The sequence below is a fragment of the Terrabacter sp. AAH1 genome, assembly GCF_054456855.1.
This window is the reverse complement of the sequence record NZ_JBTJJV010000008.1, coordinates 130020-155840: the sequence shown is the minus strand read 5'-3', so window position 1 is coordinate 155840 and position 25821 is coordinate 130020. Positions and strand designations below refer to the sequence as shown.

The 25821-nt window shown below is 71.2% G+C and carries 26 protein-coding genes; 21 read left to right on the top strand and 5 right to left on the bottom strand.

Features of this window, described 5'->3' with window-relative positions; genetic code table 11:
- Position 1: 1 nt before the first annotated feature.
- From ACXR8F_RS13995 to ACXR8F_RS13980, 4 genes are read left to right on the top strand one after another with little or no spacing between them, the layout of a single operon-like run.
- Positions 2-1009, top strand: coding sequence for a carbohydrate ABC transporter permease (locus ACXR8F_RS13995; RefSeq protein WP_458801324.1), 1008 nt, complete (start codon positions 2-4; stop codon positions 1007-1009).
- Positions 1010-1011: 2 nt separating this feature from the next.
- Positions 1012-1932 carry a carbohydrate ABC transporter permease gene (locus ACXR8F_RS13990; RefSeq protein ID WP_082080975.1) on the top strand — a complete coding sequence of 307 codons (921 nt, stop codon included), beginning with the start codon at positions 1012-1014 and terminating at the stop codon, positions 1930-1932.
- A 35-nt stretch (positions 1933-1967) separates the two neighbouring features.
- Positions 1968-3587 carry a glucoamylase family protein gene (locus tag ACXR8F_RS13985; protein ID WP_458801322.1) on the top strand — a complete coding sequence of 540 codons (1620 nt, stop codon included), beginning with the start codon at positions 1968-1970 and terminating at the stop codon, positions 3585-3587.
- 45 nt (positions 3588-3632) lie between these two features.
- Positions 3633-5459, top strand: coding sequence for a glycoside hydrolase family 3 protein (locus ACXR8F_RS13980; protein WP_458801320.1), 1827 nt, complete (start codon positions 3633-3635; stop codon positions 5457-5459).
- 150 nt (positions 5460-5609) lie between these two features.
- On the opposite strand, the gene ACXR8F_RS13975 is transcribed toward ACXR8F_RS13980, so the two are convergent.
- The gene (locus tag ACXR8F_RS13975) at positions 5610-5858 is read right to left on the bottom strand and encodes a DUF2630 family protein (protein ID WP_045191583.1); all 249 of its coding nucleotides are present in this window, start codon (positions 5856-5858) and stop codon (positions 5610-5612) included.
- Between the two features lie 64 nt (positions 5859-5922).
- Here ACXR8F_RS13975 and ACXR8F_RS13970 point away from each other — a divergent pair, with 64 nt between their 5' ends.
- A complete protein-coding gene (locus ACXR8F_RS13970; protein ID WP_458801318.1) occupies positions 5923-6597 on the top strand; it encodes an alpha/beta fold hydrolase in 675 nt (224 codons plus the stop codon).
- Positions 6594-7277 (top strand): class I SAM-dependent methyltransferase, encoded by a 684-nt coding sequence (locus ACXR8F_RS13965; protein WP_458801316.1) that lies wholly within the window; start codon positions 6594-6596, stop codon positions 7275-7277. Before ACXR8F_RS13970 ends, ACXR8F_RS13965 begins: the two co-directional genes overlap by 4 nt.
- 10 nt (positions 7278-7287) lie before the next feature.
- Here the strand turns inward: ACXR8F_RS13965 and ACXR8F_RS13960 are convergent, their stop codons facing one another.
- Positions 7288-8322, bottom strand: a complete 1035-nt coding sequence (locus tag ACXR8F_RS13960) for a LacI family DNA-binding transcriptional regulator (RefSeq protein WP_458801314.1) — start codon at positions 8320-8322, stop codon at positions 7288-7290.
- Positions 8323-8546: 224 nt separating this feature from the next.
- Between ACXR8F_RS13960 and arfA the strand changes: the two genes are divergently transcribed.
- The 6 genes from arfA to ACXR8F_RS13930 are packed head-to-tail and all read left to right on the top strand — an operon-like array spanning position 8547 to position 16585.
- Positions 8547-10073, top strand: coding sequence for an arabinosylfuranosidase ArfA (arfA, locus tag ACXR8F_RS13955; RefSeq protein ID WP_045191567.1), 1527 nt, complete (start codon positions 8547-8549; stop codon positions 10071-10073).
- Positions 10070-11434, top strand: coding sequence for an ABC transporter substrate-binding protein (locus tag ACXR8F_RS13950; RefSeq protein ID WP_045191568.1), 1365 nt, complete (start codon positions 10070-10072; stop codon positions 11432-11434). The genes arfA and ACXR8F_RS13950 overlap by 4 nt, the downstream gene beginning before the upstream one ends.
- Before the next feature lie 4 nt (positions 11435-11438).
- Positions 11439-12410 carry a carbohydrate ABC transporter permease gene (locus ACXR8F_RS13945; RefSeq protein WP_458801311.1) on the top strand — a complete coding sequence of 324 codons (972 nt, stop codon included), beginning with the start codon at positions 11439-11441 and terminating at the stop codon, positions 12408-12410.
- Positions 12407-13234: a carbohydrate ABC transporter permease gene (locus ACXR8F_RS13940; protein WP_052677354.1), complete on the top strand. Its 828-nt coding sequence runs from the start codon at positions 12407-12409 to the stop codon at positions 13232-13234. Before ACXR8F_RS13945 ends, ACXR8F_RS13940 begins: the two co-directional genes overlap by 4 nt.
- Before the next feature lie 10 nt (positions 13235-13244).
- Positions 13245-15548: a family 43 glycosylhydrolase gene (locus ACXR8F_RS13935; RefSeq protein WP_458801309.1), complete on the top strand. Its 2304-nt coding sequence runs from the start codon at positions 13245-13247 to the stop codon at positions 15546-15548.
- Positions 15545-16585: a glycoside hydrolase family 43 protein gene (locus ACXR8F_RS13930; RefSeq protein WP_458801307.1), complete on the top strand. Its 1041-nt coding sequence runs from the start codon at positions 15545-15547 to the stop codon at positions 16583-16585. Before ACXR8F_RS13935 ends, ACXR8F_RS13930 begins: the two co-directional genes overlap by 4 nt.
- Before the next feature lie 254 nt (positions 16586-16839).
- Here ACXR8F_RS13930 and ACXR8F_RS13925 read toward each other — a convergent pair whose 3' ends face one another.
- Both ACXR8F_RS13925 and ACXR8F_RS13920 read right to left on the bottom strand, forming a co-directional pair.
- Complete coding sequence (locus tag ACXR8F_RS13925) at positions 16840-17529, bottom strand: zf-HC2 domain-containing protein (protein WP_052677355.1); 690 nt, start codon at positions 17527-17529, stop codon at positions 16840-16842.
- Positions 17526-18014: a sigma-70 family RNA polymerase sigma factor gene (locus ACXR8F_RS13920; protein ID WP_045191572.1), complete on the bottom strand. Its 489-nt coding sequence runs from the start codon at positions 18012-18014 to the stop codon at positions 17526-17528. Before ACXR8F_RS13920 ends, ACXR8F_RS13925 begins: the two co-directional genes overlap by 4 nt.
- Positions 18015-18181: 167 nt before the next feature.
- On the opposite strand from ACXR8F_RS13920, the gene ACXR8F_RS13915 reads away from it, so the two are divergent.
- The 6 genes from ACXR8F_RS13915 to ACXR8F_RS13890 all read left to right on the top strand — a co-directional run bounded on the left by ACXR8F_RS13915 (position 18182) and on the right by ACXR8F_RS13890 (position 22690).
- Positions 18182-18724, top strand: a complete 543-nt coding sequence (locus ACXR8F_RS13915) for a COG4315 family predicted lipoprotein (RefSeq protein ID WP_458801304.1) — start codon at positions 18182-18184, stop codon at positions 18722-18724.
- A gap of 38 nt (positions 18725-18762) precedes the next feature.
- Entirely contained in the window at positions 18763-19602 is an 840-nt protein-coding gene (locus ACXR8F_RS13910; protein WP_458801302.1) for a uracil-DNA glycosylase, read from the top strand.
- Between the two features lie 25 nt (positions 19603-19627).
- The gene (locus ACXR8F_RS13905) at positions 19628-20068 is read left to right on the top strand and encodes a GNAT family N-acetyltransferase (RefSeq protein WP_458801300.1); all 441 of its coding nucleotides are present in this window, start codon (positions 19628-19630) and stop codon (positions 20066-20068) included.
- A gap of 57 nt (positions 20069-20125) precedes the next feature.
- Entirely contained in the window at positions 20126-20407 is a 282-nt protein-coding gene (locus ACXR8F_RS13900; RefSeq protein ID WP_458801298.1) for a hypothetical protein, read from the top strand.
- Between the two features lie 10 nt (positions 20408-20417).
- Positions 20418-20924, top strand: a complete 507-nt coding sequence (locus tag ACXR8F_RS13895; protein ID WP_458801296.1) for a DnaJ family domain-containing protein — start codon at positions 20418-20420, stop codon at positions 20922-20924.
- A 128-nt stretch (positions 20925-21052) separates the two neighbouring features.
- Positions 21053-22690 carry an HAD family acid phosphatase gene (locus ACXR8F_RS13890; RefSeq protein ID WP_458801294.1) on the top strand — a complete coding sequence of 546 codons (1638 nt, stop codon included), beginning with the start codon at positions 21053-21055 and terminating at the stop codon, positions 22688-22690.
- Positions 22691-22718: 28 nt separating this feature from the next.
- Here the strand turns inward: ACXR8F_RS13890 and ACXR8F_RS13885 are convergent, their stop codons facing one another.
- Positions 22719-23522 carry an HAD-IIA family hydrolase gene (locus ACXR8F_RS13885; protein WP_458801292.1) on the bottom strand — a complete coding sequence of 268 codons (804 nt, stop codon included), beginning with the start codon at positions 23520-23522 and terminating at the stop codon, positions 22719-22721.
- 140 nt (positions 23523-23662) lie between these two features.
- Between ACXR8F_RS13885 and ACXR8F_RS13880 the strand changes: the two genes are divergently transcribed.
- The 3 genes from ACXR8F_RS13880 (at position 23663) to ACXR8F_RS13870 (ending at position 25818) form a co-directional block, all read left to right on the top strand.
- Positions 23663-24034 (top strand): VOC family protein, encoded by a 372-nt coding sequence (locus ACXR8F_RS13880; protein WP_458801291.1) that lies wholly within the window; start codon positions 23663-23665, stop codon positions 24032-24034.
- A 133-nt stretch (positions 24035-24167) separates the two neighbouring features.
- Positions 24168-24548 carry a YciI family protein gene (locus tag ACXR8F_RS13875; RefSeq protein ID WP_458801289.1) on the top strand — a complete coding sequence of 127 codons (381 nt, stop codon included), beginning with the start codon at positions 24168-24170 and terminating at the stop codon, positions 24546-24548.
- Position 24549: 1 nt separating this feature from the next.
- Entirely contained in the window at positions 24550-25818 is a 1269-nt protein-coding gene (locus ACXR8F_RS13870; protein ID WP_458801287.1) for an RNA polymerase sigma factor, read from the top strand.
- Positions 25819-25821 lie beyond the last annotated feature (3 nt).

Below are 25821 nucleotides of genomic sequence, written 5' to 3'. Positions count from 1 at the left end.
CATGACCGCCCAGACCGGCACGACCGGGTCCCCCACCGGGCCCGTGACGCCAGCCCCGGCAGCCACCGCGGGGCGACCTGACGACAGGTCGCCCCGCGGGGCAGGGGAGGCAGGCGCCCAGCGCCGGGGAACGTCCCGCGCCCGGGAGGGCCGGGCGGCCTGGATCCTCGCGATCCCCTTCTGCCTGCTCTTCCTCGCCTTCACGGCCTGGCCGGTGCTCCAGTCGCTCTTCATGAGCATCACCGACACGAGGGCACGCGACCTGCGAAAGCCCTTCTCGGTCAACATCATCGGCTTCGACAACTTCGCCAAGGCGCTGTCCGACCCGATCTTCCGCAAGGCTGCTGCCAACACGGCGTACTTCGTGCTCGTCGGCGTGCCGCTGACGCTCGTGCTCGCCCTGGCCGCGGCCCTCGCGCTCGACAAGGGCATCACCCGGTTCCGTGCGATCTTCCGGCTCGGCTTCTACCTGCCGGTCATCACCTCGATCGTCGCGGTCGCCGTCGTGTGGCGTTTCCTGTTGCAGGACCCGGGCGGCCTCATCAACACCGTGCTCGGCTGGGTCGGCATCAGCGGCCCGAACTGGCTCGGCGACCCCGACTGGTCGATGCCGGCGCTCATCATCATGGCGGCGTGGCGCAACTTCGGCACGGCGATGATCATCTTCCTCGCCGGCCTGCAGGCGGTGCCGGCCGAGCTGCACGAGGCGGCGGCCATCGACGGCGCCAACGCGTGGAAGAGGTTCCGGCACGTCACGCTGCCGCTGCTGCGCCCGACGATGCTCTTCGTCATGGTGACCACCTCGATCGGCTACCTCCAGGTGTTCGAGGAGCCCTTCGTCATGACCAAGGGCGGCCCGCTCAACAGCACCATGACGGTGTCCTACTACACGTACCAGCAGTTCGGCTTCGGCAACTACGGCCTCGCGTCGGCGATGAGCTACCTCATCTTCGTCGTCATCGCGATCGTCACGGCGCTCCAGTTCCGGCTGCTCCGAGAGAGGACCTGACCATGTCCGTCGACACCGCACCCCGTCCTGTCGGCAAGCCCGGTCAGTCCGGCCCGTCCGGTCCCCGGAGCCGCGACAGCAAGCCGCGTCTCGGCATGGTCGGGTCGAGCCAAGGCAGCAAGTGGTGGCTCTACGTCATCCTCACCGTCGCCCTCGTGGCCGTGATCGCGCCGTTCATCTGGATGGTGCTCGGCAGCTTCAAGAACGAGGGCGAGCTGCGGCAGGTGCCCCCGACCTGGCTGCCCGAGAGCGCCTCGCTCGACAACTACACGCAGCTGTTCGACAAGCTGAGCTTCGGCCAGTTCTTCACCAACTCGATCGTCGTCGCGGTCGTCGTGACCATCGGCAACCTCGTGTTCTGCTCGATGCTCGGCTACGCCCTCGCCATGCTCGACTTCAAGGGCAAGCGCGTCATCTTCGTCGCCGTCATGACGACGCTGATGATCCCGGGTGTCGTCACGTTCGTGCCGCTCTTCGTGCTCGTCGCGAACGCCGGCCTCATCGACTCGCTGCCCGGTCTGTTCCTGCCGTTCCTCGTCAGCCCGTTCGGCGTCTTCCTCATGCGCCAGTTCATCCTGGGGCTGCCCAAGGACCTGCTCGACGCCGGCCGCGTCGACGGGGCGGGCGAGCTGCGGATCTTCTGGAAGATCATCCTGCCGCTCTGCGGGCCGGCGCTGGCAACGCTCGGCATCCTCACCTTCCTCGGCAGCTGGAACAACTTCCTGTGGCCGCTCGTCGTGGCGCAGTCGGAGGACAAGTACACGCTCCCCGTCGCGCTCGCCCTCTACTCGACCGGCCAGAACAGCACCAACTACGGCCTGCTGCTCGCCGGCGCCACGGTCGTCATCGTCCCGATCCTCGTGGTCTTCCTCGTCTTCCAGAAGCGCTTCATCGAGGGGATCGCCACCACCGGCCTCAAGTGACCCGAGTGTCCGACCCACTGAACGGAGCACCGCCCATGCAGTTCCCCGCCAAGCAGACCTCCGCCACCCGTCCGAGCCGCCGCTCGTTGCTCGTGGGCGGGGCGGCCTCGGTCGCAGCCCTCGCCCTCGCCCCCAGCCCGAGCGCGCGCGCTGCCGGCGCCCCCGCGTTCGTCCGGAGCGCCCCCACCCTCGCGCTCGACAAGGGGCGCGTGCACACGTGGGCCGCCGACACGTGGCGCAGCCTCGTGGCGATGACCGACCCGAAGACCGGGCTCCCGGCCGACAACATCCCCGAGTCGCTCGCCGCCGGTGACCGCTCCGGCTACACCTCGCCGACGAACATCGGCGGCTACCTGTGGTCGACGGTGGTCGCCCGTGAGCTCGGGATCATCACCCGCGGCGAGGCCTCGGCCCGCCTGGTGCGCACCCTCAAGACGGTCGAGCGCATGGAGCACCACACGCCGAGCGGCATGTACTTCAACTGGTACGACGAGGCCACCGCCACGACGCTCCACACGTGGCCCGGCTCGGGCGACAAGGTCGTCCCCTTCTGCTCGAGCGTCGACAACGGCTGGCTGGGCGCCGCCCTCCTCGTGGTCCAGCAGTCCGACGCGGCCGCCCGGCCCTGGGCCGAGCGGATCTTCGACCGCATGCGCTGGGACGCCTTCTACAACGACAACAGCGACCCCGCCCACCAGGTGCGCAACGGCGGCCTCATCCACGGCGGCTTCTACCCGTACGAGAACGGGCGCCCCGGCGGCACCTACCAGGGCACCCACATCGGCGGCGACCCCGTCTGGCTCACGACGCACCACTACGACACGACGGTGTCCGAGACCCGCATCACGAGCTACCTCGGGATCATCACCGGCCAGATCCCGCCCAAGCAGTACTTCGCGATGTGGCGCACCTTCCCGGCCTCGTGCGACTGGTCGTGGCACGAGATGCAGCCGGTCGGCGAGAACCGCACCTACTACGGCATCGACGTCTACGAGGGCGCCTACACCTACCGCGGAATGCACATCGTCCCGGGCTGGGGTGGCTCGATGTTCGAGGAGCTCATGCCCGACGTCTTCGTCGACGAGGCAGCCTGGGCGCCGCGGTCGTGGGGCCGCAACCACGTGCTGCACGTCCGGGCCCAGCGCGAGCACGGCCTCCTCGAGGCCGGCTACGGCTACTGGGGTTTCAGCCCGTCGAGCAACCCGGCCGGCGGCTACCGCGAGTACGGCGTCGACGCGCTCGGGCTCAACCCCACCGGCTACATGTCCGACCAGGAGAGCACCAACTACGACCCCGGCTTCGGCACGTGCCGGGCGGCGACGAACCCGAACCCGACGTACGGCGACGGCGTCGTGACGCCGCACGCGTCGTTCCTGGCCATGCAGCACGAGCCCGGCGAGGCCTTCACGAACCTCGCCGCCATCCAGGCCGACTTCGACTCCTACGGGCGGGGCGGCTTCTTCGACGCCATCGCGGTGAAGTCCGGCACGGTCGCGCGGCGCTACCTCTCCCTCGACCAGGCGATGATCATGGGCGCAGCCGGAAACGTGCTGGGCGACAACGTGATCCGCCGCGCGTTCTCCACCCCGGCGGTCCGCAACGCGCTGCAGCCGGTCATCGGCATCGAGGAGTTCGGCGCGAGCCCGGTCGGCTGACCGGCCCACGCCAGGACGAGAGACCCACTACGAAAGGCGGCACCCGTGCGCCCCGAGCTCAGCACCACGGACGACGGAGTGGAGTACCGCGACCTCAACGGCAACGGCCGGATGGATCCCTACGAGGACCCTCGGCTCGACGTCGAGTCGCGGGTCGAGGACCTGCTCGGGCGGCTCTCCCTCGAGGAGAAGGTCGGCCTGATGTTCCAGACGGTCATCGAAGCCGGCGCCGACGGCTCGCTGCTCGAACACCCCGGCAACATCAGCAAGTCGCCGACGAGCACCGTGGTGCTCGAGAAGCACCTGAGCCACTTCAACGTCCACGCGCTCGACGACCCCCGCATGGCGGCGCGCTGGAGCAACCAGCTCCAGGCGCTCGCCGAGCGCACACCGCACGGCATACCCGTGACGGTGTCGACCGACCCGCGGCACGCGTTCATCGAGAACGTGGGCGTCTCGTTCTCGGCAGGTGCGTTCTCGCAGTGGCCCGAGCCGCTCGGGCTCGCGGCCCTGCGTGACCCCGAGGCCGTATGCCGTTTCGCCGACGTCGCGCGCCAGGAGTACGTCGCGGTCGGCATCCGCGCGGCCCTGCACCCCACGCTCGACCTCGCGACCGAGCCGCGCTGGGCGCGCCAGGCCGGCACGTTCGGCCAGGACCCCGACCTCGTCACCGAGCTAGGCGTCGCGTATCTCAAGGGTTTCCAAGGGGATTCGCTCGGCTCGGACAGCGTCGCGTGCACGAGCAAGCACTTCCCCGGTGGCGGCCCGCAGAAGGACGGCGAGGACGCGCACTTCCCCTACGGGCGCGAGCAGGTCTATCCCGGTGGCCGCTTCGACGACCACCTCAAGCCGTTCCCGCCGATCATCGAGGCGGGCACGGCCGGGATCATGCCCTACTACGGCATGCCCATCGACCTCGAGGTCGACGGCGAGCCGATCGAGCCGATCGGCTTCGGCTACAACAAGCAGGTCGTGACCGGCCTGCTCCGCGAGAAGCTCGGCTACGACGGTGTCGTCGTCACCGACTGGGAGCTGGTCAACGACAACCACGTCGGCGACCAGGTGCTCCCGGCCCGCGCGTGGGGGGTCGAGCACCTCGACCCGCACGGTCGCATGGAGCTCATCCTCGAGGCCGGCGCCGACCAGTTCGGTGGCGAGGAGTGCGTCGACATCCTGCTCGACCTCGTCGCGCAGGGGCGCGTCACCGAGGCCCGAGTCGACGAGTCGGCGCGCCGGATCCTCGCCGTGAAGTTCCGGCTCGGCCTGTTCGACGACCCCTACGTCGACGAGGACGCTGCCGCTGAGACCGTCGGTCGCCAGGACTTCCGCGACGAGGGGTATGCCGCGCAGGCCCGTTCGGTGACCGTGCTGCACAACGAGGACGGCCGGCTGCCGCTCGAGCAGGGGCTGCGCATCTACGCCGAGCGTGTGTCGCCCGAGGCGGTCGTCAAGCACGGGAAGCTCGTCGACCGCCCGGAGGACGCCGACGTCGCCGTGGTGCGGCTGACGGCGCCCTTCGACCCGCGCTCGGACCTCTTCCTCGAGTCGTGGTTCCACCAGGGGTCGCTCGACTTCCCGCCGGGGCTCATCGCAAGGCTCGAGCGCATCGCGGCGGTGTGCCCGCTCGTCGTCGACGTCGTGCTCGACCGGCCCGCGGTCGTGACGCCGCTGCTGCGCATCGCGTCGGCCGTCGTCGGCAGCTACGGCAGCAGCGACGACGCGCTGCTCGACGCGGTCACGGGCACCATCGCGCCGGTCGGGCGGCTTCCCTTCGACCTGCCCCGGTCGATGGACCAGGTGCGGGCCCACGGCGAGGACGTGCCCGGCTACGACGACCCGCTGCTCCCGTTCGGCCACGGCCTGACCATCTGAGACCCCTCCCGAACGGGAGGTCCCCAGGCAGGCACTCACTCCCCCCAGGGTGTGACCCCCTCGCACCCCGAGTGCCCGGCGAGCCCCGGTCGCTACCCACCGCGACCGGGGCCTCGTCGTGCCTGCGCCGGTGCGTCGGTCGTGCGGGCGTCAGCCCGTGTAGCCCTCGACGGTGCGCTCGGACCGCACCTCGGCGGTGTCCGGGTCTTCGCCGAACTCGCGCTTGGCCCGGCGCTGGCGCAGCAGGTCCCAGCACTGGTCGAGCTCGACCTCGAGACTGCGCAGCCGGGCATGCTCCTCGTCGACGCTGATCGAGCCGGCCTGCAGCGCCGAGCGCAGCTGGTGCTCCTCGTCGATGAGCGACTTGATGTGGTGCTGGACGGAGACGTCGTCGGCCATGCGGCCACCTTCGCACGCGCCCGGCGCCCAGTCGAGAGTGCCGTCGAGGGCTAGCGTGGGGCGGGTGACCACGTACGCGCTCGTCCCCGGTGCCGGCGGCGCCGCCTGGTACTGGCATCGCGTCGCGCCGCTGCTCGAGCAGGCCGGACACGAGGCCGTCGCCGTCGACCTGCCCGGTGACGACCCCGCCGAGGGGCTGCCCGAGTATGCCGCCCGCGTCCTCAGCGCGGTCGACGGACGTGACGACGTGGTGCTCGTCGGGCAGTCGATGGGCGGCTTCACCGTGCCGCTGGTCGCGGAGCGGCGGCCGGTGTCGGCCGTCGTCCTGCTGAACGCGATGGTCCCGGTGCCGGGTGAGACCGCCGGCGCGTGGTGGGACGCGGTCGGCTCGGAGGCGGCGCGGGTCGCGGCCGCGCGCGACAGGGGCTATCCGGAGGAGTTCGACCTCGACACCTACTTCCTCCACGACGTCGATCCCGAGGTCGCGGCGTCCGGAGAGGAGCACCAGCGTCCGGAGGTCGACCGGGCGTTCGAGACCCCCTGCGATTTCGTGCGGTGGCCGGACGTGCCGATCCACGCCGTCGCGGGCGAGGGCGACCGCTTCTTCCCGGTCGACCTGCAGCGGCGGGTGGCCCGGGAGCGGCTGGGCGTCGACCTCGACCTCGTCCCCGGCGGCCACCTGGTCGCGCTGTCGCACCCGAGGGAGCTCACGGCATACCTCGTCGGGGTGGCGCGATGAGCGGCGCACCCGGCAGCGGCGACACCGACAGCGGCGACACAGACTGCAGTGAGTTCGACAGGGCGTACTGGGAGCAGCACTGGCAGGGGAGTCAGGGGGAGGCGTCCGCGCCGAACCCCCACCTCGTCCGTGAGGTCGGGGGCCTGACGCCGGGCACGGCGCTCGATGCCGGCTGCGGCGAGGGCGGTGAGGCGCGCTGGCTCGCCGGGCGGGGCTGGCACGTCACGGCCGTCGACATCTCGCGCGAGGCGCTCGCGCGGGCCGCGGCACTCGGAGGAGTCGACGATGGCGACGGCGACGCCGGCGACGCCGGGGGTCGGGTCGACTGGGTCGAGGCGGACCTCACGACGTGGACGCCCGACCGGCAGTACGACCTGGTGACGACGCACTACGCGCACCCGACGATGCCGCAGCTCGACTTCTACGACCGCGTCGCCGCCTGGGTCGCACCGGGTGGCTCGCTGCTCGTCGTCGGGCACCTGCACCGGGAGGGCGGTCACGGCCACGGAACCACCTCGACCGACGACCCGCCCGAGCACGCCACGGTGACGCTCGCCGACATCACGGAGCGTCTCGACCCCGGCGAGTGGGACGTGCAGACCGCCTCGGAGCACACGAGGTCCGCCGCGCACGGGAGCGCCATGCACGACGTCGTGGTGCGCGCGCGTCGGCGCGACTAGGACCTGTCGGTCAGGCGCTCGGCGCCCGGCGGCGTCGGCGACGGGGCACCCCGAGGGTCGTCTCGCGCGCCTCGAGGGTCCAGGCGACGGGGATCTCCTCGGCGGCGCCGGTGTAGCCGTCGATGCGGCGCGCGAGCATCTCGAGCGCGGACCGGGCCAGCCCCGTGAGGTCGGGGGAGATGGTCGAGACGGTGGGGTTGGAGTAGCGGGTCTCGGCGATGTCGTCGAAGCCCACGACCGCGACGTCGTCGGGCACCGCGACCCCGGACTCGACGCAGGCCCGCAGGGCCCCGATCGCCATGAGGTCGTTGAAGCAGAAGACCGCGTCGGGCGGCTCGGGCAGCTCGAGCAGGTGCCGCATCGCGGCGTGCCCGTCGGCGCGCTCGAAGTGGGGCACCTCGACGACGAGGCTCTTGTCGTAGGGGAGGTCTGCGGCGCGCAGCGCCTGCCGGTAGCCGCGCAGTCGCTCGGAGGCCGTGCCCTTCACGGTCTCGCGGCCGATGGCAGCGATGCGGCGGCGCCCCTGTGAGACAAGGTGTTCCGTGGCGGCACGCGCTGCCGCGACCGAGTCGACGGCGATGTGGTCGAAGCCGGTGGGGACGGGCCGCTCACCGAGCAGCACCATGGGCAGGCTGTCGGCCCGCCGGCTGATCTCGTCGGCCGAGAGGGCCAGCGGCGAGAAGATCACGCCGTCGATGACGTGCGAGCGCATGCCCTCGAGCACGACACGCTCGGCGTCGGCATCGCCTCCGGTCACGTCGAGCAGCACGATGAAGCCGAGGGCAGCGGCCTCCTCGGTGATGCGCGCGGCGAGCTCGGCGAAGTAGGGGGAGTCCATCGCCGGGACGGCCAGGGCGAGGAAGCCCGCCCGCCCGTGCTTGAGGCTGCGTGCCGAGAGGTTGGGCCGGTAATGCAGCTCGGCCATGGCGGCCTCGACCCGCTCACGCGTGCTGGCCTTGACGTGCGGGTGGTTGTTGAGCACGTTCGAGGCGGTCTTGACGGAGACGCCGGCGCGCTCTGCGACGTCACGAAGCCGTGCGGCCACCCGCGCCTCCTGTTCGACACTCGCCGTCGACGCTCGACGATCCAGCCGGGGAAAGCCCGACCGAGGAACAGGCTAGCGCCCGCACCCGACGGTCCGAGCCATCTTCGAACCGGTTCGGAACACCTCTGGACAGGTTTCGGTAACCGTTGTAATTTTCAGACCACACGCAAGTGGGTAACCGTTGTAAGAACGGTGTGCCCACTCCGACGGTCAAGGAGGACCGGATGGGACGAGCGACAGTGCGGCTGGACCCCGCGTTCACGGTGGGGCCGGTGCGGCCGAGGACCTTCGGGTCCTTCGTCGAGCACATGGGCCGGTGCGTCTACACCGGCATCTACGAGCCCGGTCACCCCGAGGCCGACGAGCTGGGCTTCCGCTCGGACGTCGCCGCCCTGGTGCGCGAGCTCGGCGTGACCACCGTCCGCTACCCGGGCGGCAACTTCGTGTCGAACTACCGCTGGGAGGACGGCATCGGCCCCAAGGCCGACCGCCCCACCCAGCTTGACCTGGCCTGGCGGTCGGTCGAGACGAACCAGGTCGGCACCGACGACTTCGTCGACTGGGCCCGCGGGGTGGGTGTCGAGCCGATGATGGCCGTCAACCTCGGCACCCGCGGCGTGCAGGAGGCCATCGACCTGCTGCTCTACTGCAACGCCGAGACCGGCACGTCGTGGCCCGACCTCCGGGCCAAGCACGGGCACCACGAGCCCCACGACGTACGCGTGTGGTGCCTCGGCAACGAGATGGACGGTCCGTGGCAGATGGGTCACAAGACCGCCGAGGAGTACGCCCGCGTCGCCGAGGAGACCGCCCGGGCCATGCGCCGCGTCGACCCGGGTCTCGAGCTCGTCGCCTGCGGCTCGTCGAACCGCGGCATGCCGACGTTCGGCACGTGGGAGCGCGTCGTGCTCGAGCGCTGCTTCGACCTCGTCGACCACATCTCGGCGCACGCGTACTACGAGCCCGTCGACGGCGACGTCGACTCCTTCCTCGCCAGCGGCGAGGACATGCACCGCTTCATCGAGTCGGTCGTGGCCACCGCCGACCACGTCGCCGCCGTCAAGGGGTCCGACAAGCGGATCACCGTCTCGTTCGACGAGTGGAACGTGTGGTTCCAGGAGCGTTTCCACGGCGAGAACTCCCTCGAGATCCGCGAGGCGCCCGAGCTCATCGAGGACGTCTACGACGTCACCGACGCGGTCGTCGTCGGGAGTCTGCTCATCACCCTGCTCCAACACACCGACCGCGTCGCGATGGCCTGCCAGGCACAGCTCGTCAACGTCATCGCCCCCATCGCCACACGCCCCGGGGGTGGCGCCTGGCGGCAGACGATCTTCCACCCCTTCGCCCTGACCGCCCAGCACGCCCGCGGCACCGTGCTGCGCCCCGCCGTCGCCTGCGACACGATCGACACGTCGGCCTACGGGCCCGTCGACCAGGTCGTCGTCACGGCCACCCACGACCCCGACACCGGCGACCTCGCCGTCTTCGTGGTCAACCGCAGCCGCACCGAGGCGGCCGAGCTCGTGCTCGACGTCGCGGACGCCGTGGGCGCCGGCCCGACGGCATACACCCTCGTGGAGCACCTCGCGCTCCACGACGACGACACCTCGGCGACGAACACCGAGGCGAACCCTGACCGTGTGACGCCGCGTCCGGGGGACGCGTCGGTAGACGGGCCCACCCTCACCGCAACCCTGCCGCCCACCTCCTGGCACTGCATCCGACTCACCGAAGGGACCGTTCGATGACGAACACCCAGCCCCACAGCCCCCTGACCCCCAACCCCGTCACGCGTCGCACGATCCTCTCCGGCGCCTTCGGCCTCGCCGGCCTCGCAGGCCTGGCCGCCTGCGGCTCCGGCTCCAGCGGCGTGCCCGGCCAGGCTCCCGCCGTCTCCGCCGGTGGCGGCGCGACCGGCTACTCCGGCCCGAAGGTCGCGCTCCAGTTCTGGAACGGCTTCACCGGCGGAGACGGGCCCTTCATGAAGCGACTCGTCGACCAGTTCAACTCCGAGCACCCGAACATCGCGGTGAGCATGAACACGATGCAGTGGGCTGACTACTACGCGAAGCTGCCCGCCGCCGTCACCGCGGGCAAGGGCCCCGACATCGGCATCATGCACGTCGACTCGGTCGCGACGAACGCCGCGCGCAACGTCATCCAGCCGCTCGACGACGTCGCCTCGGCGCTCAAGCTCAGCGAGAGCGACTTCGCCCCGGTGCCGTGGAAGGCCGGCATCTACAACGGCAAGCGCTACTCCATCCCCCTCGACGTGCACCCGCTCGGCTTCTTCTACAACAAGACCGTCATGGAGAAGGGCGGCCTCGACCCCGAGAAGCCGCCGATGACCGCGGACGACTACATGGCTGCGCTGGAGCAGCTGAAGTCCAAGGGCATCCAGGGGCACTGGGCGACGCCCTTCCCCTTCACCGGCAGCATGTCGGTGCAGTCGCTCATCTGGCAGTTCGGCGGCAACCTCTTCTCCGAGGACGCCAAGCAGGTCCTCTGGGCCGACGACCCCGGCGTCAAGGCGCTCACCTGGTTCCAGGACCTCGTCACCAAGGGCTACTCGCAGGGCAAGATCGCCCAGGACGCCGACATCATCGCCCTTCAGAACGGCAAGACCGCCTTCAACTGGAACGGCATCTGGACGATCAACACCCTCAAGGAGAAGTCCGGGCTCGACTGGGGCGTCGCGCCGCTGCCCAACATCGGTGGCACCAAGGCGGCCTGGGCCGGCTCGCACCAGTTCATCCTGCCCACCTCGCGCACGCCCGACGAGAACAAGCAGACCGCCGCGCGCGTCTTCCTCAACTGGATCAGCCAGAAGAGCCTCGAGTGGGCCAAGGGCGGTCAGGTGCCGGCCCGCAACTCGGTGCGCGAGTCGGCCGAGTTCAAGGCGCTCAAGGACCAGGAGACCTTGGCCACCCAGATCGACTACCTGCACTTCCCGCCGGCGGTCGCTGGTATCGGCGACGCGATCCCGGAGTTCGAGAAGGCCCTGAACCAGGCCGTCCTCGGCGGGCAGGACCCCAAGAAGGTGCTCTCCGACGCCGCCGGACGTGCCACGAAGATCCTCGAGGCCAACGCGAAGAAGTACGGCGGCTGACGTCATGGCTGTGACGACGGCACAGCCCACCAGACCCTCGTCGGGAGCGCCACCCACGCCGGGTGGGCGGCGCTCCCGGGGAGCCCGGTCCGGCATCCATGGCTCGGGGTGGACCCCCTACCTCTTCCTCGCCCCGTTCCTCGTCCTCTTCATCACGTTCGTCGCTGTGCCGGCCCTGCTCGGCATCTGGATCTCCCTGCACGACTGGGACTTCCTGCTGCCGAACAAGCCGTTCGTCGGCGCCCAGAACTACACCGACCTGCTCGACAGCGGGGCACCGCAGTTCCAGCCGTTCTGGAACGGCATGAAGGCGACCGGGATCTTCGTGCTCATCAGCGTGCCGTTCCTCGTGACGCTGCCGCTGCTGCTCGCGATCGTGCTCAACCGCAAGTTCCCGGGCCGCACGTTCTTCCGCGCCGTGTTCTTCGCGCCGTTCGTCCTCGGGGTCGCCGTCGTCGGCCTCATGTGGCGCTACCTGCTCGACCCGTCGTTCGGCATGGTCAACGGGCTGCTCGGCGCGCTGGGCCTGCCGAGCGACACCGCGTGGACGACGGAGCAGCCCTGGGCGTGGATCTCGCTCGCGGCCGTGACGATCTGGTGGACCATCGGCTTCAACGCCGTCATCTACCTCGCCGGGCTCGCCGACATCCCGGCCGAGCACTACGAGGCCGCCGACATCGACGGTGCGACCGCGTGGCAGAAGCTGCGCTACATCACCATCCCGGGGCTGCGGCCAGTGCTCATCTTCATCGTCGTCACGACGGTACTCGCCAGCGCGAACATGTTCGGGCAGAGCTACCTCATCACCAAGGGCGGGCCGGGCGACTCGACCCGCACGGCCATCATGGAGATCGCCGACCTCGGCCTGTCGCAGTACCGGATGGGCCAAGCCTCCGCGATGAGCTACGTGCTTGCGGTGTGCCTCGCCCTCATCGCGCTCGTCAACTTCTGGTTGCTGAGGGAGAAGAAGTCATGAAGCGCCGCAACGGGCCCCTCTTCTGGGTGGGCATGGGGCTGCTCTCGCTCGTCTTCATCGGGCCGCTGCTGCTCGTGCTGCTCACGGCCTTCAAGTCCCAGAGCGAGTCGCGCACCGTCCCGCCGACGTACTTCCCTTCGGAGCCGAGCCTGCGGGCCTTCGACGTGCTCTTCTTCCAGGACGCGGCAAGCCCGGTGGCCCGCTGGTTCCTCAATTCCCTCATGGCGGCCACGCTGCAGGCGCTGCTCGTGCTCGTCGTCTGCTCGCTCGCGGGCTACGCCTTGGCGCGCATGGAGTTCCGCGGCAAGAACGTCATCTTCACGGTCATCATCCTCACGCTGTTTCTCCCCGGCTTCATCTTCCTCATGCCGAACTTCCTCATCCTCGACAAGCTCGGCTGGCTCGACCAGATCTGGGCGCTCGTCGTGCCCGGTGCGGCCGGTGCGTTCGGCGTCTTCTTCATGCGGCAGTTCTTCATGGGGATGCCGAAGGAGCTCGAGGAGAGTGCCCGCCTGGACGGGGCGGGTCCGTTCCGCACGTGGTGGTCGATCGTGCTGCCCAACGCCAAACCCGCCCTGGTGACCCTCGGCGTGCTCAGCTACCTCAACAACTGGAACGACTTCATCTGGCCCATCTACGTGCTCTTCTCACCCGAGCGCCTCACTCTGCCTGCGGGACTCAGCCGCCTGCAGGGTGCCTATTCCATCGACTACCCCGTCGTCATGGCCGGCGCGATGCTGGCCGCGATCCCCGTCCTGGCGCTCTACGTCTTCGTGCAGCGCTACGTCATCGAGGGCGTCGCGAGCAGCGGCGTCAAGGGCTGAGGAGGCCACCGTGGCACGCTTGTCCCGCACGACCGTCAGGCGCGGGATCGCCTGCGCCGCTGCAGCGCTCGTCACCGCCGGAGTGGTGAGCGTGGCACCCGCCAGCGGGTCGGTGGTGGCCGCGGAGGCCCGCGACACGGCATACGAGAACGCCGTCTCCGACTCGTTCTCCGACACGTTCGCCGACCCGTCGGTCATCCGCGGGCGCGACGGCTGGTGGTACGCGTACGCCACGTCCGACCCGCTCAGGGCCGGCGACGCCCCCGGCGCCATGCACATGGCGCGCACGAAGGACTGGTCGAGCTGGGAGTACCTCGGCACTGTCTTCACCTCCGCCAACCGGCCAGCGTGGGCCACGGCGACCGCGGGCCTCTGGGCGCCCGACATCCGTTACGTCGCAGGGCGCTACGTCCTCTACTTCACCGTCACCGACACGACGCTGAACCCCGGCGACGACTCCGCGATCGGCGCCGCCACCGCTCCGACGCCGTCGGGGCCCTGGACCCCCGCCCCCGCGCCGGCCGTCCCACCACGGCCGGCGCCGGGTGGCGGGTTCCTCTGGACCTTCGACCCGGCCGGCTTCACCGACGTCGACGGCCAGCGCTACCTCTACTACGGCAGCTACTTCGGTGGCCTGTGGGCCACGAAGATGTCGGCCGACGGCCTGACCCCGGTCGGGCCGGCCACCCAGGTCGCCATCGACAACCGCTACGAGGGCTCGTTCGTCGTGCGCCACGGCGACTGGTACTACCTCATGGGCTCGGCCGCGAACTGCTGCGCGGGTCCGACGACCGGCTACTCCGTCTTCGCGGGCCGCGCCCGCTCGCCCCTCGGCCCCTTCGTCGACGCGGAAGGGACGTCGCTGCTCACGTCACGCGTCGGCGGCACGATCGTGCTGACCCAGAACGGCAACCGCTTCGTCGGCGCCGGCCACCACGCCGTCGTCACCGACTCCGAGGGCCGTGACTTCATCGCGTACCACGCCATCGACCGGAACCGGCCCTGGTTGACCGCCCCGTTCGGCATCAACCGCCGGCCGATGCTGCTCGACCGGCTCGACTGGGTCGACGGCTGGCCGCGCACCCGCGCCGGCGCCGGCCCGTCCGACACGCCCCAGCCGGCCCCGTCGCTCGACTCGGCGCTGGGGATCACGCCGACCGACCCGGCAGCGAGCGGCTTCAGCGGGCTCGCCGCGGGCCCGTCCGACCCGGTCGGTGGCGCCACGGCCGTCGTCCGCGGCAGGGCCTCCACCGTCGAGCCGGCCCCAGCGGGGTCACTGCACGTGCGGCTCGACCACCAGGGCACCGCGCCCCTGCGCGTCCTCGTCGGCCGCGACCCTGCGGTCAAGGTGACGCTCGACCCCGCCGGCCGCCGGCTCACGGCACAGGTCGACGACGGGGGCGTGGTGCGCTCGTCGACGGCCGCGCTGCCCGCTGCCGCCCCAGGCGCATGGCGCACCCTCACCGTCGAGGCGACCGCCGAGGGCGTCACGGCCGAGGTCTCCGAGAGCGACCTCGCCGACGTGACGTCTCGCGTGCACGTCGACGGCGCGGTCGATCCTCGCTCGGCGCCGGTTCGCCTGAGCAGCAGCGACGCCCGGGTCGACAACGTCGTCGTCAACGCGGCCGCCCGTGACGCAGCGGCCCTCGCTCCCGTGCCGCAGGCCGGGGCGCTCCTCACTGCCGAGGAGTTCGACGACCTGACGCTCGCCGGCTTCACCTGGGTGCGCCGCAACCCGGCGGTGACCGTCTCGGACGGCAGCCTCAACTGGCCCGTCGAGGGCAAGGACCTCGTCGGCGGCGGCAACGACGCCGGGGTGCTGCTCCACGACACCCCCGGTGACGGCGACTGGATCGCCGAGGCGAAGACCCGCCTCGACGTCGGCACCGACACGGTGCGCAACTACCAGCAGGTCGGCATCGTGGCCTACGAGAACGACGACGACTTCGCCCGTCTCTCCAACGTCGCGATCTGGAACACGCGCCAGACCGAGTTCGGCCGTGAGACCGCCGCCGACCCGGCGAACCCCGACGGCCGCACGAGCTACGGCGGCGCCATCGTCGGCACCTCCGCCCCGACGCTGTGGCTGCGGCTCGCGCACCACCGCACGGCCACCGGCGAGCACCTCTACCGCGCCGGCACCAGCCGCGACGGCGTCACCTGGACGTGGGGCGCGACGTGGACCTTCCGCCCGGGCACGTCCCCGCGCATCGGTCTCGTCGCCCACGGAGGGGCCTCGCCGGCCGTCACCGCGCACGTCGACCACCTGCGCTTCTACGCGTCGACGTGGCCCACCGACCCCGGAGCAGGATGAGCCGCGCCCGGGCCCGCACCCCGACCGCATCCCTCGTGGCTGCCGCCCTCGCTGCCGCCCTCCTCGGCGGCTGCGGAGGCGGCACGCCCACCACCACCACCGGAGACACCGTGACCACACCTGCCAGCAGCGCCACGGGCACAGCGACGAACCCCGTCTGGCCGAGCAACTTCCCCGATCCGCAGATCCTCCCCGACGGCGACGCCTGGGTGGCCATCGCCACGAACGGCAACGGGATGAACGTCCAGACCCTCACCTCCGACGACCTCGTCACGTGGACCCAGGGCGCCGACGCCCTCCCGCAGCTGCCCGCCTGGACGACGAAGGGCAAGGTGTGGGCGCCCGAGGCGCACCGCTTCGGCGACCGCTGGGTCATGTACTACACGACCATGGCGCCCGACCCCGCGATCCAGTGCGTCGGCGTCGCCGTCGCCGACGACCCCAAGGGTCCCTACCGCGACACCAGCCCCGGCCCTCTCGTCTGCGAGAAGGACCAGGGCGGGTCGATCGACGCGTCGCCCTTCGTCGCGAAGGACGGCACGGCATACCTCTACTGGAAGAACGACGGCAACGCCGTCGGCGTCGACACGTGGATCTCGGTGCAGCGTCTCTCCGCCGACGGGCTGAAGCTCGAGGGCCAGCCGAAACGCCTGATCCGACAGGACCTTCCGTGGGAGGGCAACCTCGTCGAAGCGCCCTTCGTGTGGGAACGCGACGGCGTCTTCCACCTCTTCTACTCGGCCAACGACTACGGCAGCGACAAGTACGCCGTCGGGCACGCGACCGCGGCGTCGCCCACCGGGCCCTTCGCCAAGGACCCCGAGCCGGTGCTCACGAGCACCGACGTCGCCGCCGGGCCGGGTCACTGCGCCCTGGTCGAGAAGGACGGCCGGGTGCTGATGGTCTACCACGCCTGGGACCCCGCCGCGATCGGCTCGGACGTGCCCGGGCGCACCATGTGGCTGAGCGAGGTCACCTTCGACGGGCGCAAGGTCTCGGTGACGCCGCCGAGCGCGAGGCTGCCCGCCGCACTCTGACCGGTTTGCGCCGTTGCGGGTGTATCAAGCCCCGCGCCCACGTCTCTGTCTGACAGGGGATGGGTGCGGGGCCAGAGGGGAACTCGGGGGAGGCCCCGCACCAGCCCGAAACGCTTGGGCGGCTGGCCCGTTGAGGTACGTTAACCGCCACCAGGGCCCGGATTCGCAGACCTGATCAGTCGCGAGCCGGGCCCTCGAGCGTGCCGCCGTATGCCGCCGTATGCCGCCGTATGCGTCCGTGCCGCCGGGTGCCGTCAGGTGCGTGCCGACGCCACGACCTTGCCCATGCTGGTGCGCACCTCGACCGACTTGATCTCGTAGGTGGGCACCGACGTCGAGCCGGTGAGCTTCGTGTAGCCCGAGCCGCCCGCGCGCCACGAGGCGGCGGCGTACTCCTTGCCGTAGTTGTCGACGACCCACAGGGTCAGGGGACTGTCGGTGGGCAGGCCTGAGCACTCGAGGTCGAGCTGCGTGCCCCACCCGCGGGTCACGAGGGCGACGTCGACCGAGGCCGCACTTCCCGGTGCGGATGCCGTGACGTGGGTCGTCGGCGGTTCGGGGGTCGTGGCCCGCAGGATCGACGGGCCGAGCCAGGCGCCACCGGCGAAGAGGGCGACCGCGGCGGCCGCACCGAGCACCGAGGCGAGGGTGCGGCGCCGGCGCCGCCGCCGGCCGACCTCGGTGAGCAGGGTGGACACGCGTTCGTCGTCGGGCTCCTTCATGAGCGGGATCGGGGCGCCGGGCGGGGGTGCGACGAGGTGCAGGCCACCCTCGGGCCCCGCGAGGTCGAGCAGTCGCGGCAGGCCGGAGACCTGGCCCAGCTCGGCCTGGCACTGGGTGCACGTGCGCAGGTGCTCGCTGTAGGCGCGGTGGTCGTCGTCGGACAGGCCACCGAGCACGTACGCGCCGAGCAGCACGTGCAGGTCGTCTGGTCCGGTGGTCATCTCGTCACTCCCATCTCGTCGAGGATGACGCGCAGGTTGCGCACGGCGTAGTAGGCCCGGGACTTGACGGTGCCCTCCGGCACGCCGAGCCGGAGCGATGCCTCGGCGACGGACAGTCGTTGGTAGTAGAGGCACCGTACGACGTCGCGGTGGTTGTCCTGGAGCCGGCCGAGGGCCTCCTCGACGAGCACCTGGTCGAGGGCCTGGTCGAGGGCCGAGTCGCGCTCGGCGATCTCGGTGAGGGTGGCTTCTTGCGGGCGGCGGCCCGCGGCGCGGTGCTGGTCGACGATGAGGTGCCGGGCCGTGGTGATGAGGTAGGCGCGGAGGTTGTCGGCCTGGGGGGCCTGCTTCCACACCCGCAGGATCACCTCCTGCACGATGTCCTCGACGCGGTTCGCGTCGTTCGTCGCCCGCCAGACGACGCGGCGCAGCATGGGGCCGTGCTCGCGGTAGATCTCCGCCACCGCCTCCTCGTCGAGCGGCACGTCACCCCACCTCCTCTCGCGGCGCCCACGGTGTCCTGTCGCCTGCCTCAGTCAAGGACGTCCGGACACCGTGAACCGTTCACGTGGCCTTCAGGTGAACCGTCTCACGAGAACAGGCGTTTTCGCGTTCGGACGTCACGTCCGGCGTCCCCCTCGAGGAGGTCAACATGATGCGAGCCCGATCCATCAGCACCGCGGCCCTCGCCGGCACGGTCCTTCTTCTCTCGGCGGCCTGCGGCTCGTCGACACCCGACACGTCGACCCCGGCCGCGTCCTCGCCGGCTGCGGCGTCGTCCTCGTCCTCGTCCTCGGCGTCGTCGAGCGCTCCGGCTGCGATGGTGCACCCCGACGTGACGGAGCTCAAGACGGCCAGCTCGTCGCTCGGCACCATCGTCACCGACAGCGACGGCATGACCCTCTACATGTTCGACAAGGACACGAAGGGCGCGACGAAGAGCGCCTGCGAGGGCAAGTGCCTGACCGCGTGGCCCCCGGCGATGATGGGTGCCTCGGAACCGAAGCTCACCGGTGTCACGGGCAAGGTGGCCGCGATCGACACCCCCGACGGCAAGAAGCAGCTCACCCTCGACGGCTGGCCGCTCTACTACTGGTTCAAGGACGCCAAGGCGGGCGACGTCAGCGGTCAGGCGGTGCAGGGCGTCTGGTGGGTGCTCGACCCCGCCGGCACGCCGATCAAGACCAAGCCCTGAGCAACCCTGAACGACCTCGGGACGCCTACCGTTGGCGCATGAGCGCCGACATGCCGGACCCGGCACAGCACCCGGTCACGGGTGGGCTCTTCCGCTCACCCGTGCCGCCGGGCACCGGTTGGCCCGGCGACCCGGCGACGGGGGACACGCCCGTCGCGACCACCGCGGCGCAGGTGCGGCGCCTCGCGAGCCAGGCGGACGGCATACGCGAGCTGGATGCGCGGGTCAGCGTGTGCCGCGCCTGCCCCCGCCTCGTCGCGTGGCGTGAGTCGGTCGCCGTGAGCGGCCGCCGGGCCGCGTTCGCCGACCAGCCGTACTGGGGACGCCCGGGCCCGTCGTTCGGCGACCCCGACGCGGAGGTGCTCGTCGTCGGGCTCGCTCCGGCGGCCAACGGCACCAACCGGACCGGGCGGATGTTCACCGGCGACCGCTCGGGCGACTGGCTGTACGCCGCGCTCCACCGCGCCGGCTACGCGAGCCAGCCGACGTCGGTGTCGTCGGGCGACGGGCTGACGCTGACCGGCCTGCGCATCGTCGCGACCGTGCGCTGCGCGCCGCCGGCCAACAAGCCGACGACCGAGGAGAAGGCGACGTGCGCGCCGTGGCTCGATCGCGACCTCGAGCTGTCGGAGCCGCGGCTGCGCTCGCTGCTCGCACTCGGCTCGATCGGGTGGGACGCGGCGCTCGGCGCGGCCCGGCGTCGCGGCTGGGCGGTGCCGGTGCCCAAGCCGCGGTTCGGTCACGGGGCGGAGGCGCTGCTCGTGACCGGGTCCGGTCGGCCGGTGCGGCTCGTCGGCAGCTACCACGTGAGCCAGCAGAACACCTTCACCGGCAAGCTCACCGAGGCGATGCTCGACGAGGTCATCGGGCGCCTCTGAGAGGGCCGTGGCAGGATCGCCCGTCATGACCGAGACCCAGCCCGACGCGTACTCCTCGGTCGTCGGCGAAGCCGACGCCGAGCTCGACCAGCGGCTCTCCGACGAGCTCGACGTCGTCAACGCCGCGGCGACCGTCGGCACCCCTGCTGCGCGAGAGCTCACCGTGCGCCTCACCGACAGCGACGGTCAGCTGGCCGCGGGCGTCAGCGGCTGGACGTGGGGCGTCGCGGCGGGCATCGGCATGACGTGGGTGCGGGCCGACATGCGTGGACAGGGCCTGGGGGAGCGGCTGCTCGCCGAGTTCGAGGCCGAGGCCAGGGCTCGTGGGTGCACGCACGTCTTCGTCACCTCGTTCACCTTCCAGGCGCCCGGCTTCTACGAGAAGCAGGGCTACCGAGAGATCTTCCGCTGGCAGGGCGTGCCCACCCCCGACGCCTCGGACGTGCACTTCCGCAAGGAGCTGTGAGACGCGCTGAGTACGCGTGCCGTTGCCGCACGGGGTGACGCGACGAAGGGTGTGGCCATGAGCCGGCACCCCTTCCGTCCGTATGCCGTCGCGCTGGGCCTGCTGTGGGGGTTGCCCCTGCTGCTCGTCGTCGTCCTCCACCTCACGCTCCCGACCCACGTCGCGGGCGGTGGCTGCGAGGGCATCGGCTTCGGGTGCTCGCTGGCGCCCGCCGACGCCGTGGTGCTGCTCGGGATGCTCGCTGCTCCGGTGCTCCTGCTCATCGGACTCGTCGTGTGCGTCGTCATCGCCGGTGTCGGCGCTCGCCGCGACCGGCGGGAGCGCGGGCCCGTCGGTTAGCGTGGTGGGCATGGCCGGCCAGCCGAACTGGGAGAGCCCCGTGGAGAAGCAGATCCGCGAGGCCCAGGAGCGTGGCGACTTCGACAACCTGCCGGGCGCGGGCAAGCCGCTCGACCTCAGCGACGCGGGCGACCCGGACTGGTGGCTCAAGCGTTTCACCGAGCGCGAGCAGCTCGACCTCGGCGCTGCGCTGCCCGGGCCGCTCGCCTTGCGCAAGGAGGCCGCCGGCTACCCCGAGTCCCTCGCCGACGTGCGCACCGAGGCTCAGGTGCGCGAGATCATCGAGGACTACAACAGGCGCGTCCTCGCCGACCGGCTCCGTCCGGTCGTGGGCAACCTGCCGCCGCTGCTGGCCAAGACGCTCGACGTCGACGAGATGGTCGAGCGCTGGCGGCCGCTGCGCGAGGAGCGGGAGGCGCAGCAGCGACGCGTGCGCGAGGAGCGCCAGGCGGCCGCAGCCGCGGCGCGGCAGAACGGCCCGTCGTGGTGGACCCGGATCTTCGGGCGCCGTTCCTGAGTGAAGTCTGGGAAAACCATGCCGGTTGCATGGGAACGGGAACTCGAGCCTGCCCGAAACCCCTACGGGGCCGGTGGTCGCACTACGGTCGAGCGGCCCACCCCGCACCGAGCACCTTGAGGTGACCCATGAGGCGTCCCACCCCCCGCACCGCGGGCCTCGCCCTCGCAGCAGCCGGCTCGATCGTCGGCTCGCTAATCGTCGGCAGCGCCGCACCGGCCCTGGCCCACGGAGACTCCGGCGGCCGTCACGACCAGACCCTGACCCCCCGCACCGAGTTCGTCATGGCGCCCGACGGCTCGAGCGGTGCCACCGAGGGGGGTGCCGGCATTCCCAACATCGACTCGGTCAAGAAGACCATCGCCGCCTACTACGGCGACCCCGGCACGGGCCTCGCCAACCGCACGGCCTCGCCGTACATCACCGAGATGCAGCACCTCACGAGCAGCGTCCGCGCGGGCCTGCAGGCGAAGTACGACGCCGCCGCCGCGATGGGCAAGAAGCCGGCCATCGTCTTCGACGCCGACGACACGACGCTGTGGACCTACGACATGGAGGTCGCGGACATGAAGTTCGTCTTCGACCCCGTGCGCCAGGACCACTGGGTCCAGAACAAGCTCTTCCCGGCCACGCCGTCGATGGTCTCGCTCGTCAACGACGCGCAGGCGATGGGCTTCACCGTCTTCGGCCTCACCGGCCGCGGCGCCGCCCAGAAGGACGCGACGATCGGCAACCTCAAGGACGTCGGCTACAACGCCTTCACCCCCGACACCTACTTCACCAAGTGGGCGGGCTCGACGCCTCCTGCGTACATCACGTGCGCGACGGCCAAGTGCACGACGGTGGAGTACAAGGCCGGCACCCGCAAGCACATCGAGCAGGACCTCGGCTACGACATCGTGCTCAACGTCGGCGACCAGTGGAGCGACCTGCAGGGCGGCTACGCCGACGCGTCGGTCAAGCTGCCCAACCCGACGTACTACCTGCCGTCGCCGAACCTCCCGGGGGTCGACGAGCCCGAGCTCGCGCCGCGCACGGCGTTCACGATGGCGCCCGACGGCTCCAGCGGCCGCACCGAGAGCGGGGAGGGCATCCCCAACATCGACTCGGTGAAGAAGACGATCGCCACCTACTACGGCGACCCCGGCACCGGCCTCGCGAACCGCACCTCCTCGCCCTACATCGCCGAGCTCGCCGCCCTCGAGCAGCGCAACACCCAGCGGCTCGAGAGCGAGTGCCGCCAGGGTGCCCGCAAGGGCACGAAGCCGGCCGTCGTCTTCGACGCCGACGACACGACCCTGTGGACCTACGACATGGAGGTCGCGGACATGAAGTTCGTCTTCAACCCGACCCGCCAGGACTACTGGGTGCAGAACAAGCGCTTCCCCGCGACGCCCGGAATGCCCTCTCTCGTCAAGGCGGTCGCCGACTCCGGCTGCACGGTCATCGGACTCACGGGCCGCAACACGGGTCAGAAGGTCGCGACCCTCGCCAACCTGCACGAGCAGGGCTACCCGCAGTTCACGAGCGACCTCTACTTCACGAAGTGGAAGAGCTCCGAGACCCCGCCCGCCTACATGCAGGGCCACTGCAAGGCCTACCCGACGTGCACGACGATCGAGTACAAGTCGACGACGCGCGCGCACATCGAGCGCGACCTCGGCTACGACGTCGTCGCGAACTTCGGCGACCAGTTCAGCGACCTCATCGGCGGCAGCGCCGACCGTGCGGTCAAGCTGCCGAACCCGACGTACTACCTGCCCTGACGGGTCCTACTCGGGTCTCACTCGGGCTTCACTCGGTACCCCCGGGTTCGTGGCCGACGAAGCGGACGAGGTCCGCGACGGAGTCCACGACCCGGGTGGGCCGGTAGGGAAAGTTCTCGATCTGGGCGCGTGACGTCGAGCCGGTGAGCACGAGCACGCTGCGCAGGCCCGCTTCCAGGCCCGAGATGATGTCGGTGTCCATGCGGTCGCCGACCATGATCGTCGTCTCGGAATGGGCGTCGAGCCGGTTGAGGGCGCTGCGCATCATGAGCGGGTTGGGCTTGCCGATGTAGTACGGCTGGCGGCCGGTCGCCGTGCTGATGAGCGCCGCGACCGAGCCCGTGGCCGGCAGCAGTCCCGCGGGGCTCGGGCCGCTCGGGTCGGGGTTGGTCGCGATGAAGCGGGCGCCGTTGTCGATCAAGCGGATCGCTCGGGTGATGGACTCGAACGAGTAGGTGCGCGTCTCGCCGAGCACCACGTAGTCGGGGTTGCGGTCGGTCATGACGTAGCCGACGTCGTGCATCGCCGTCAGGATGCCGGCCTCGCCGACGACGTATGCCGTGCCGCCGGGTCGCTGGTCGGCGAGGAACTGCGCGGTCGCCAGGGCGGAGGTCCAGATGGCGTCCTCCGGCACGTCGATGCCGCTGGCCAGCAGGCGGGCGCGCAGGTCGCGTGGGGTGAAGATCGAGTTGTTGGTGAGCACCAGGAAGCGCTTGCCGGAGGCCTTGAGCGCCTCGATGAAGTCGGAGGCGCCCGGGATCGCGTCCTCCTCGTGGACGAGCACGCCGTCCATGTCGGTGAGCCAGGTGTCCACGGGCCGGTGATCGGTCATGGGCCCATTGTGTCGACCCGCGAGGCTCGGTGCCGCCGGACCCGCTCAGTGACAGCGCATCACTGCGGCGCCACTGAGCGGGACCCACGTCGCTGAGCGTTGCCCCGGTCAGCGAGCCGCAGCGGGGCTACCGTCGGGGCATGGCACTCGTCCAGATCGCCCAGCACGCCGAGGACCTCGCGCGTGCGTCCGCCTTCTACTCCGACCTGCTCGGCGCCGAGCCGCTCGCGACCTACGACCCGCCGGGCCTCGTCTTCTTCGACGTCGGTGGCGTCCGGCTCCTGCTCGACATCGGCGCACCGAGCGCCCTGCACTACCTCGGCGTCGACGACCTCGGGGCGACCATCGAGCGGCTCCGCGCCGCCGGCGTCGAGGTGCGCAGCGAGCCGCACGTCATCTTCGGCCACGAGGACGACACGCTGGGGCCGGCGGGCACCGACGAGTGGATGGCCTTCGTCGTCGACTCCGAGGGCAACCTCGTGGGCCTCGTCGAGCAGCGCCCCCGCGGCTGAAGGACCGTCACGCGCCGACGTGTCGACGATGTCGATCGGGACCGGCCGCGTTCGTGTAGTCGGTGGAGGGAGCGCACAGGGCGCGCCCTCGGCCACCACGACCGGCCGGCTCGCCCGGCAGGAGGAGACGACCATGAAGACCTACCTGATCAGCCTGTTCTCGCCCGACGGCCCGCCGCCCGAGGACCTCGACCTCAGCCGCGTCATGGCCGACCTCGAGGTGGTCAACGCCGACATCCGGGCCGCGGGCGCCTGGGTGTTCGCCGGCGGCCTCGGTGACCAGGCGAGCGCCACGACGATCCGCAAGCCCGACGCGGTGGCGGACCCGGTGCTCACCGACGGCCCCTTCGCCGAGGCCAAGGAGCACCTGGGCGGCTTTACGATCGTGCGGTGCGACGACTACGACGCGGTGCTCGGGTGGGCCGAGCGCATCGCGGGGGCGACGGGGCTGCCCGTCGAGGTGCGTCCCTTCGTCGACCACGACGACCCCGGCCAGAAGCCGACCGACCGCTGACGTGGTCGACGACCCGGCCGGTGCAGCCGGTGCCCGAGGTGCCGTCACCGGTGCGGACATCGCGCGCGTCTTCCGTGCCGAGCACGGCCGCGCGGTCTCCGTCCTCATCCGCGCCCTCGGCGACATCGACCTCGCCGAGGACGCCGTGCAGGACGCGTTCGCCGTGGCGGTCGAGCGGTGGCCCCGAGAAGGTATGCCGCCGAGTCCGGCCGGCTGGATCATCACGACCGCGCGCCACCGGGCGATCGACCGCCTGCGGCGCGAGTCGACGCGCGAGGCCCGACACGCGGAGGCCCTCGTCGTCCACGCGCCGCCGGAGCCCCGGGAGGAGGGGCCGGTGAAGGACGAACGGCTGCGCCTCGTCTTCACCTGCTGCCACCCGGCGCTGTCGCCCGAGGCGCGCGTGGCCCTCACGCTGCGCCTCCTCGGTGGGCTCACCACCCCCGAGATCGCGCACGCCTTCCTCGTGCCCGAGGCGACGATGGCGCAGCGGATCGTGCGGGCCAAGAAGAAGATCCGCGACAACGGCATCCCCTACCGCGTGCCGCGTGACGCGGACCTGCCGGGCCGGCTCGCGGCGGTGCTCGCTGTCATCTACCTCGTCTTCAACGAGGGCCACACCGCGAGCTCGGGCGACGAGCTCGGCCGGCCCGACCTCGCCCTCGAGGCGATCCGGCTCGGGCGCGTGCTCGTCGAGCTGATGCCCGACGAGCCCGAGGCCATGGGCCTGCTCGCGCTGATGCTGCTCACCGAGGCGCGACGGCCGGCGCGCACAGACGCAGCGGGCGAGCTCGTGCTCCTCCCCGACCAGGACCGCTCGCGGTGGGACGCCGCGATGGTCGCGGAGGGTCACGACCTCGTGCGCCGGTGCCTGCGCCGGGGCGCTCCCGGGCCCTATCAGCTGCAGGCCGCCGTCAATGCCGTGCACACCGATGCGACCAGGGCGGCCGACACCGACTGGGCGCAGATCGTGCAGCTCTACGACCACCTGCTGCGCGTCGCGCCCACCGACGTCGTGCGCCTCAACCGCGTCGTCGCCGTGGCCGAGCTCGACGGGCCGCAGGCAGCGTTGTCGGACCTCCGGCGCCTCGGGCTGGAGGGCTACACGCCTTTCCACGTCGTCCGGGCCGAGCTGCTCGGGCGGGTGGGGCGCTGGGCCGACTCCGCGGCCGAGTGGTCGCGGGCCGCCGATCTCACCGGCAACGCGCCGGAGGCCAGGCACCTGAGGGCACGGGCCGCCCACGCGTCGGAGCGCGCAGCGGCGCGGTAGTGA

Excerpts from the sequence above, each read along its gene's own strand:
- ACXR8F_RS13990 (WP_082080975.1), top strand. The coding sequence starts at position 1,012 with ATGTCCGTCGACACCGCACCCCGTCCTGTCGGCAAGCCCGGTCAGTCC.
- ACXR8F_RS13885 (WP_458801292.1), bottom strand. The coding sequence starts at position 23,522 with ATGACCGATCACCGGCCCGTGGACACCTGGCTCACCGACATGGACGGC.
- ACXR8F_RS13975 (WP_045191583.1), bottom strand. The coding sequence starts at position 5,858 with ATGGCCGACGACGTCTCCGTCCAGCACCACATCAAGTCGCTCATCGAC.
- ACXR8F_RS13930 (WP_458801307.1), top strand. The coding sequence starts at position 15,545 with ATGAGCCGCGCCCGGGCCCGCACCCCGACCGCATCCCTCGTGGCTGCC.
- arfA (WP_045191567.1), top strand. The coding sequence starts at position 8,547 with ATGGGACGAGCGACAGTGCGGCTGGACCCCGCGTTCACGGTGGGGCCG.
- ACXR8F_RS13925 (WP_052677355.1), bottom strand. The coding sequence starts at position 17,529 with ATGACCACCGGACCAGACGACCTGCACGTGCTGCTCGGCGCGTACGTG.
- ACXR8F_RS13905 (WP_458801300.1), top strand. The coding sequence starts at position 19,628 with ATGACCGAGACCCAGCCCGACGCGTACTCCTCGGTCGTCGGCGAAGCC.
- ACXR8F_RS13940 (WP_052677354.1), top strand. The coding sequence starts at position 12,407 with ATGAAGCGCCGCAACGGGCCCCTCTTCTGGGTGGGCATGGGGCTGCTC.
- ACXR8F_RS13985 (WP_458801322.1), top strand. The coding sequence starts at position 1,968 with ATGCAGTTCCCCGCCAAGCAGACCTCCGCCACCCGTCCGAGCCGCCGC.
- ACXR8F_RS13900 (WP_458801298.1), top strand. The coding sequence starts at position 20,126 with ATGAGCCGGCACCCCTTCCGTCCGTATGCCGTCGCGCTGGGCCTGCTG.
- ACXR8F_RS13945 (WP_458801311.1), top strand. The coding sequence starts at position 11,439 with ATGGCTGTGACGACGGCACAGCCCACCAGACCCTCGTCGGGAGCGCCA.
- ACXR8F_RS13995 (WP_458801324.1), top strand. The coding sequence starts at position 2 with ATGACCGCCCAGACCGGCACGACCGGGTCCCCCACCGGGCCCGTGACG.
- ACXR8F_RS13875 (WP_458801289.1), top strand. The coding sequence starts at position 24,168 with ATGAAGACCTACCTGATCAGCCTGTTCTCGCCCGACGGCCCGCCGCCC.
- ACXR8F_RS13895 (WP_458801296.1), top strand. The coding sequence starts at position 20,418 with ATGGCCGGCCAGCCGAACTGGGAGAGCCCCGTGGAGAAGCAGATCCGC.
- ACXR8F_RS13950 (WP_045191568.1), top strand. The coding sequence starts at position 10,070 with ATGACGAACACCCAGCCCCACAGCCCCCTGACCCCCAACCCCGTCACG.
- ACXR8F_RS13880 (WP_458801291.1), top strand. The coding sequence starts at position 23,663 with ATGGCACTCGTCCAGATCGCCCAGCACGCCGAGGACCTCGCGCGTGCG.
- ACXR8F_RS13910 (WP_458801302.1), top strand. The coding sequence starts at position 18,763 with ATGAGCGCCGACATGCCGGACCCGGCACAGCACCCGGTCACGGGTGGG.
- ACXR8F_RS13915 (WP_458801304.1), top strand. The coding sequence starts at position 18,182 with ATGATGCGAGCCCGATCCATCAGCACCGCGGCCCTCGCCGGCACGGTC.
- ACXR8F_RS13890 (WP_458801294.1), top strand. The coding sequence starts at position 21,053 with ATGAGGCGTCCCACCCCCCGCACCGCGGGCCTCGCCCTCGCAGCAGCC.
- ACXR8F_RS13965 (WP_458801316.1), top strand. The coding sequence starts at position 6,594 with ATGAGCGGCGCACCCGGCAGCGGCGACACCGACAGCGGCGACACAGAC.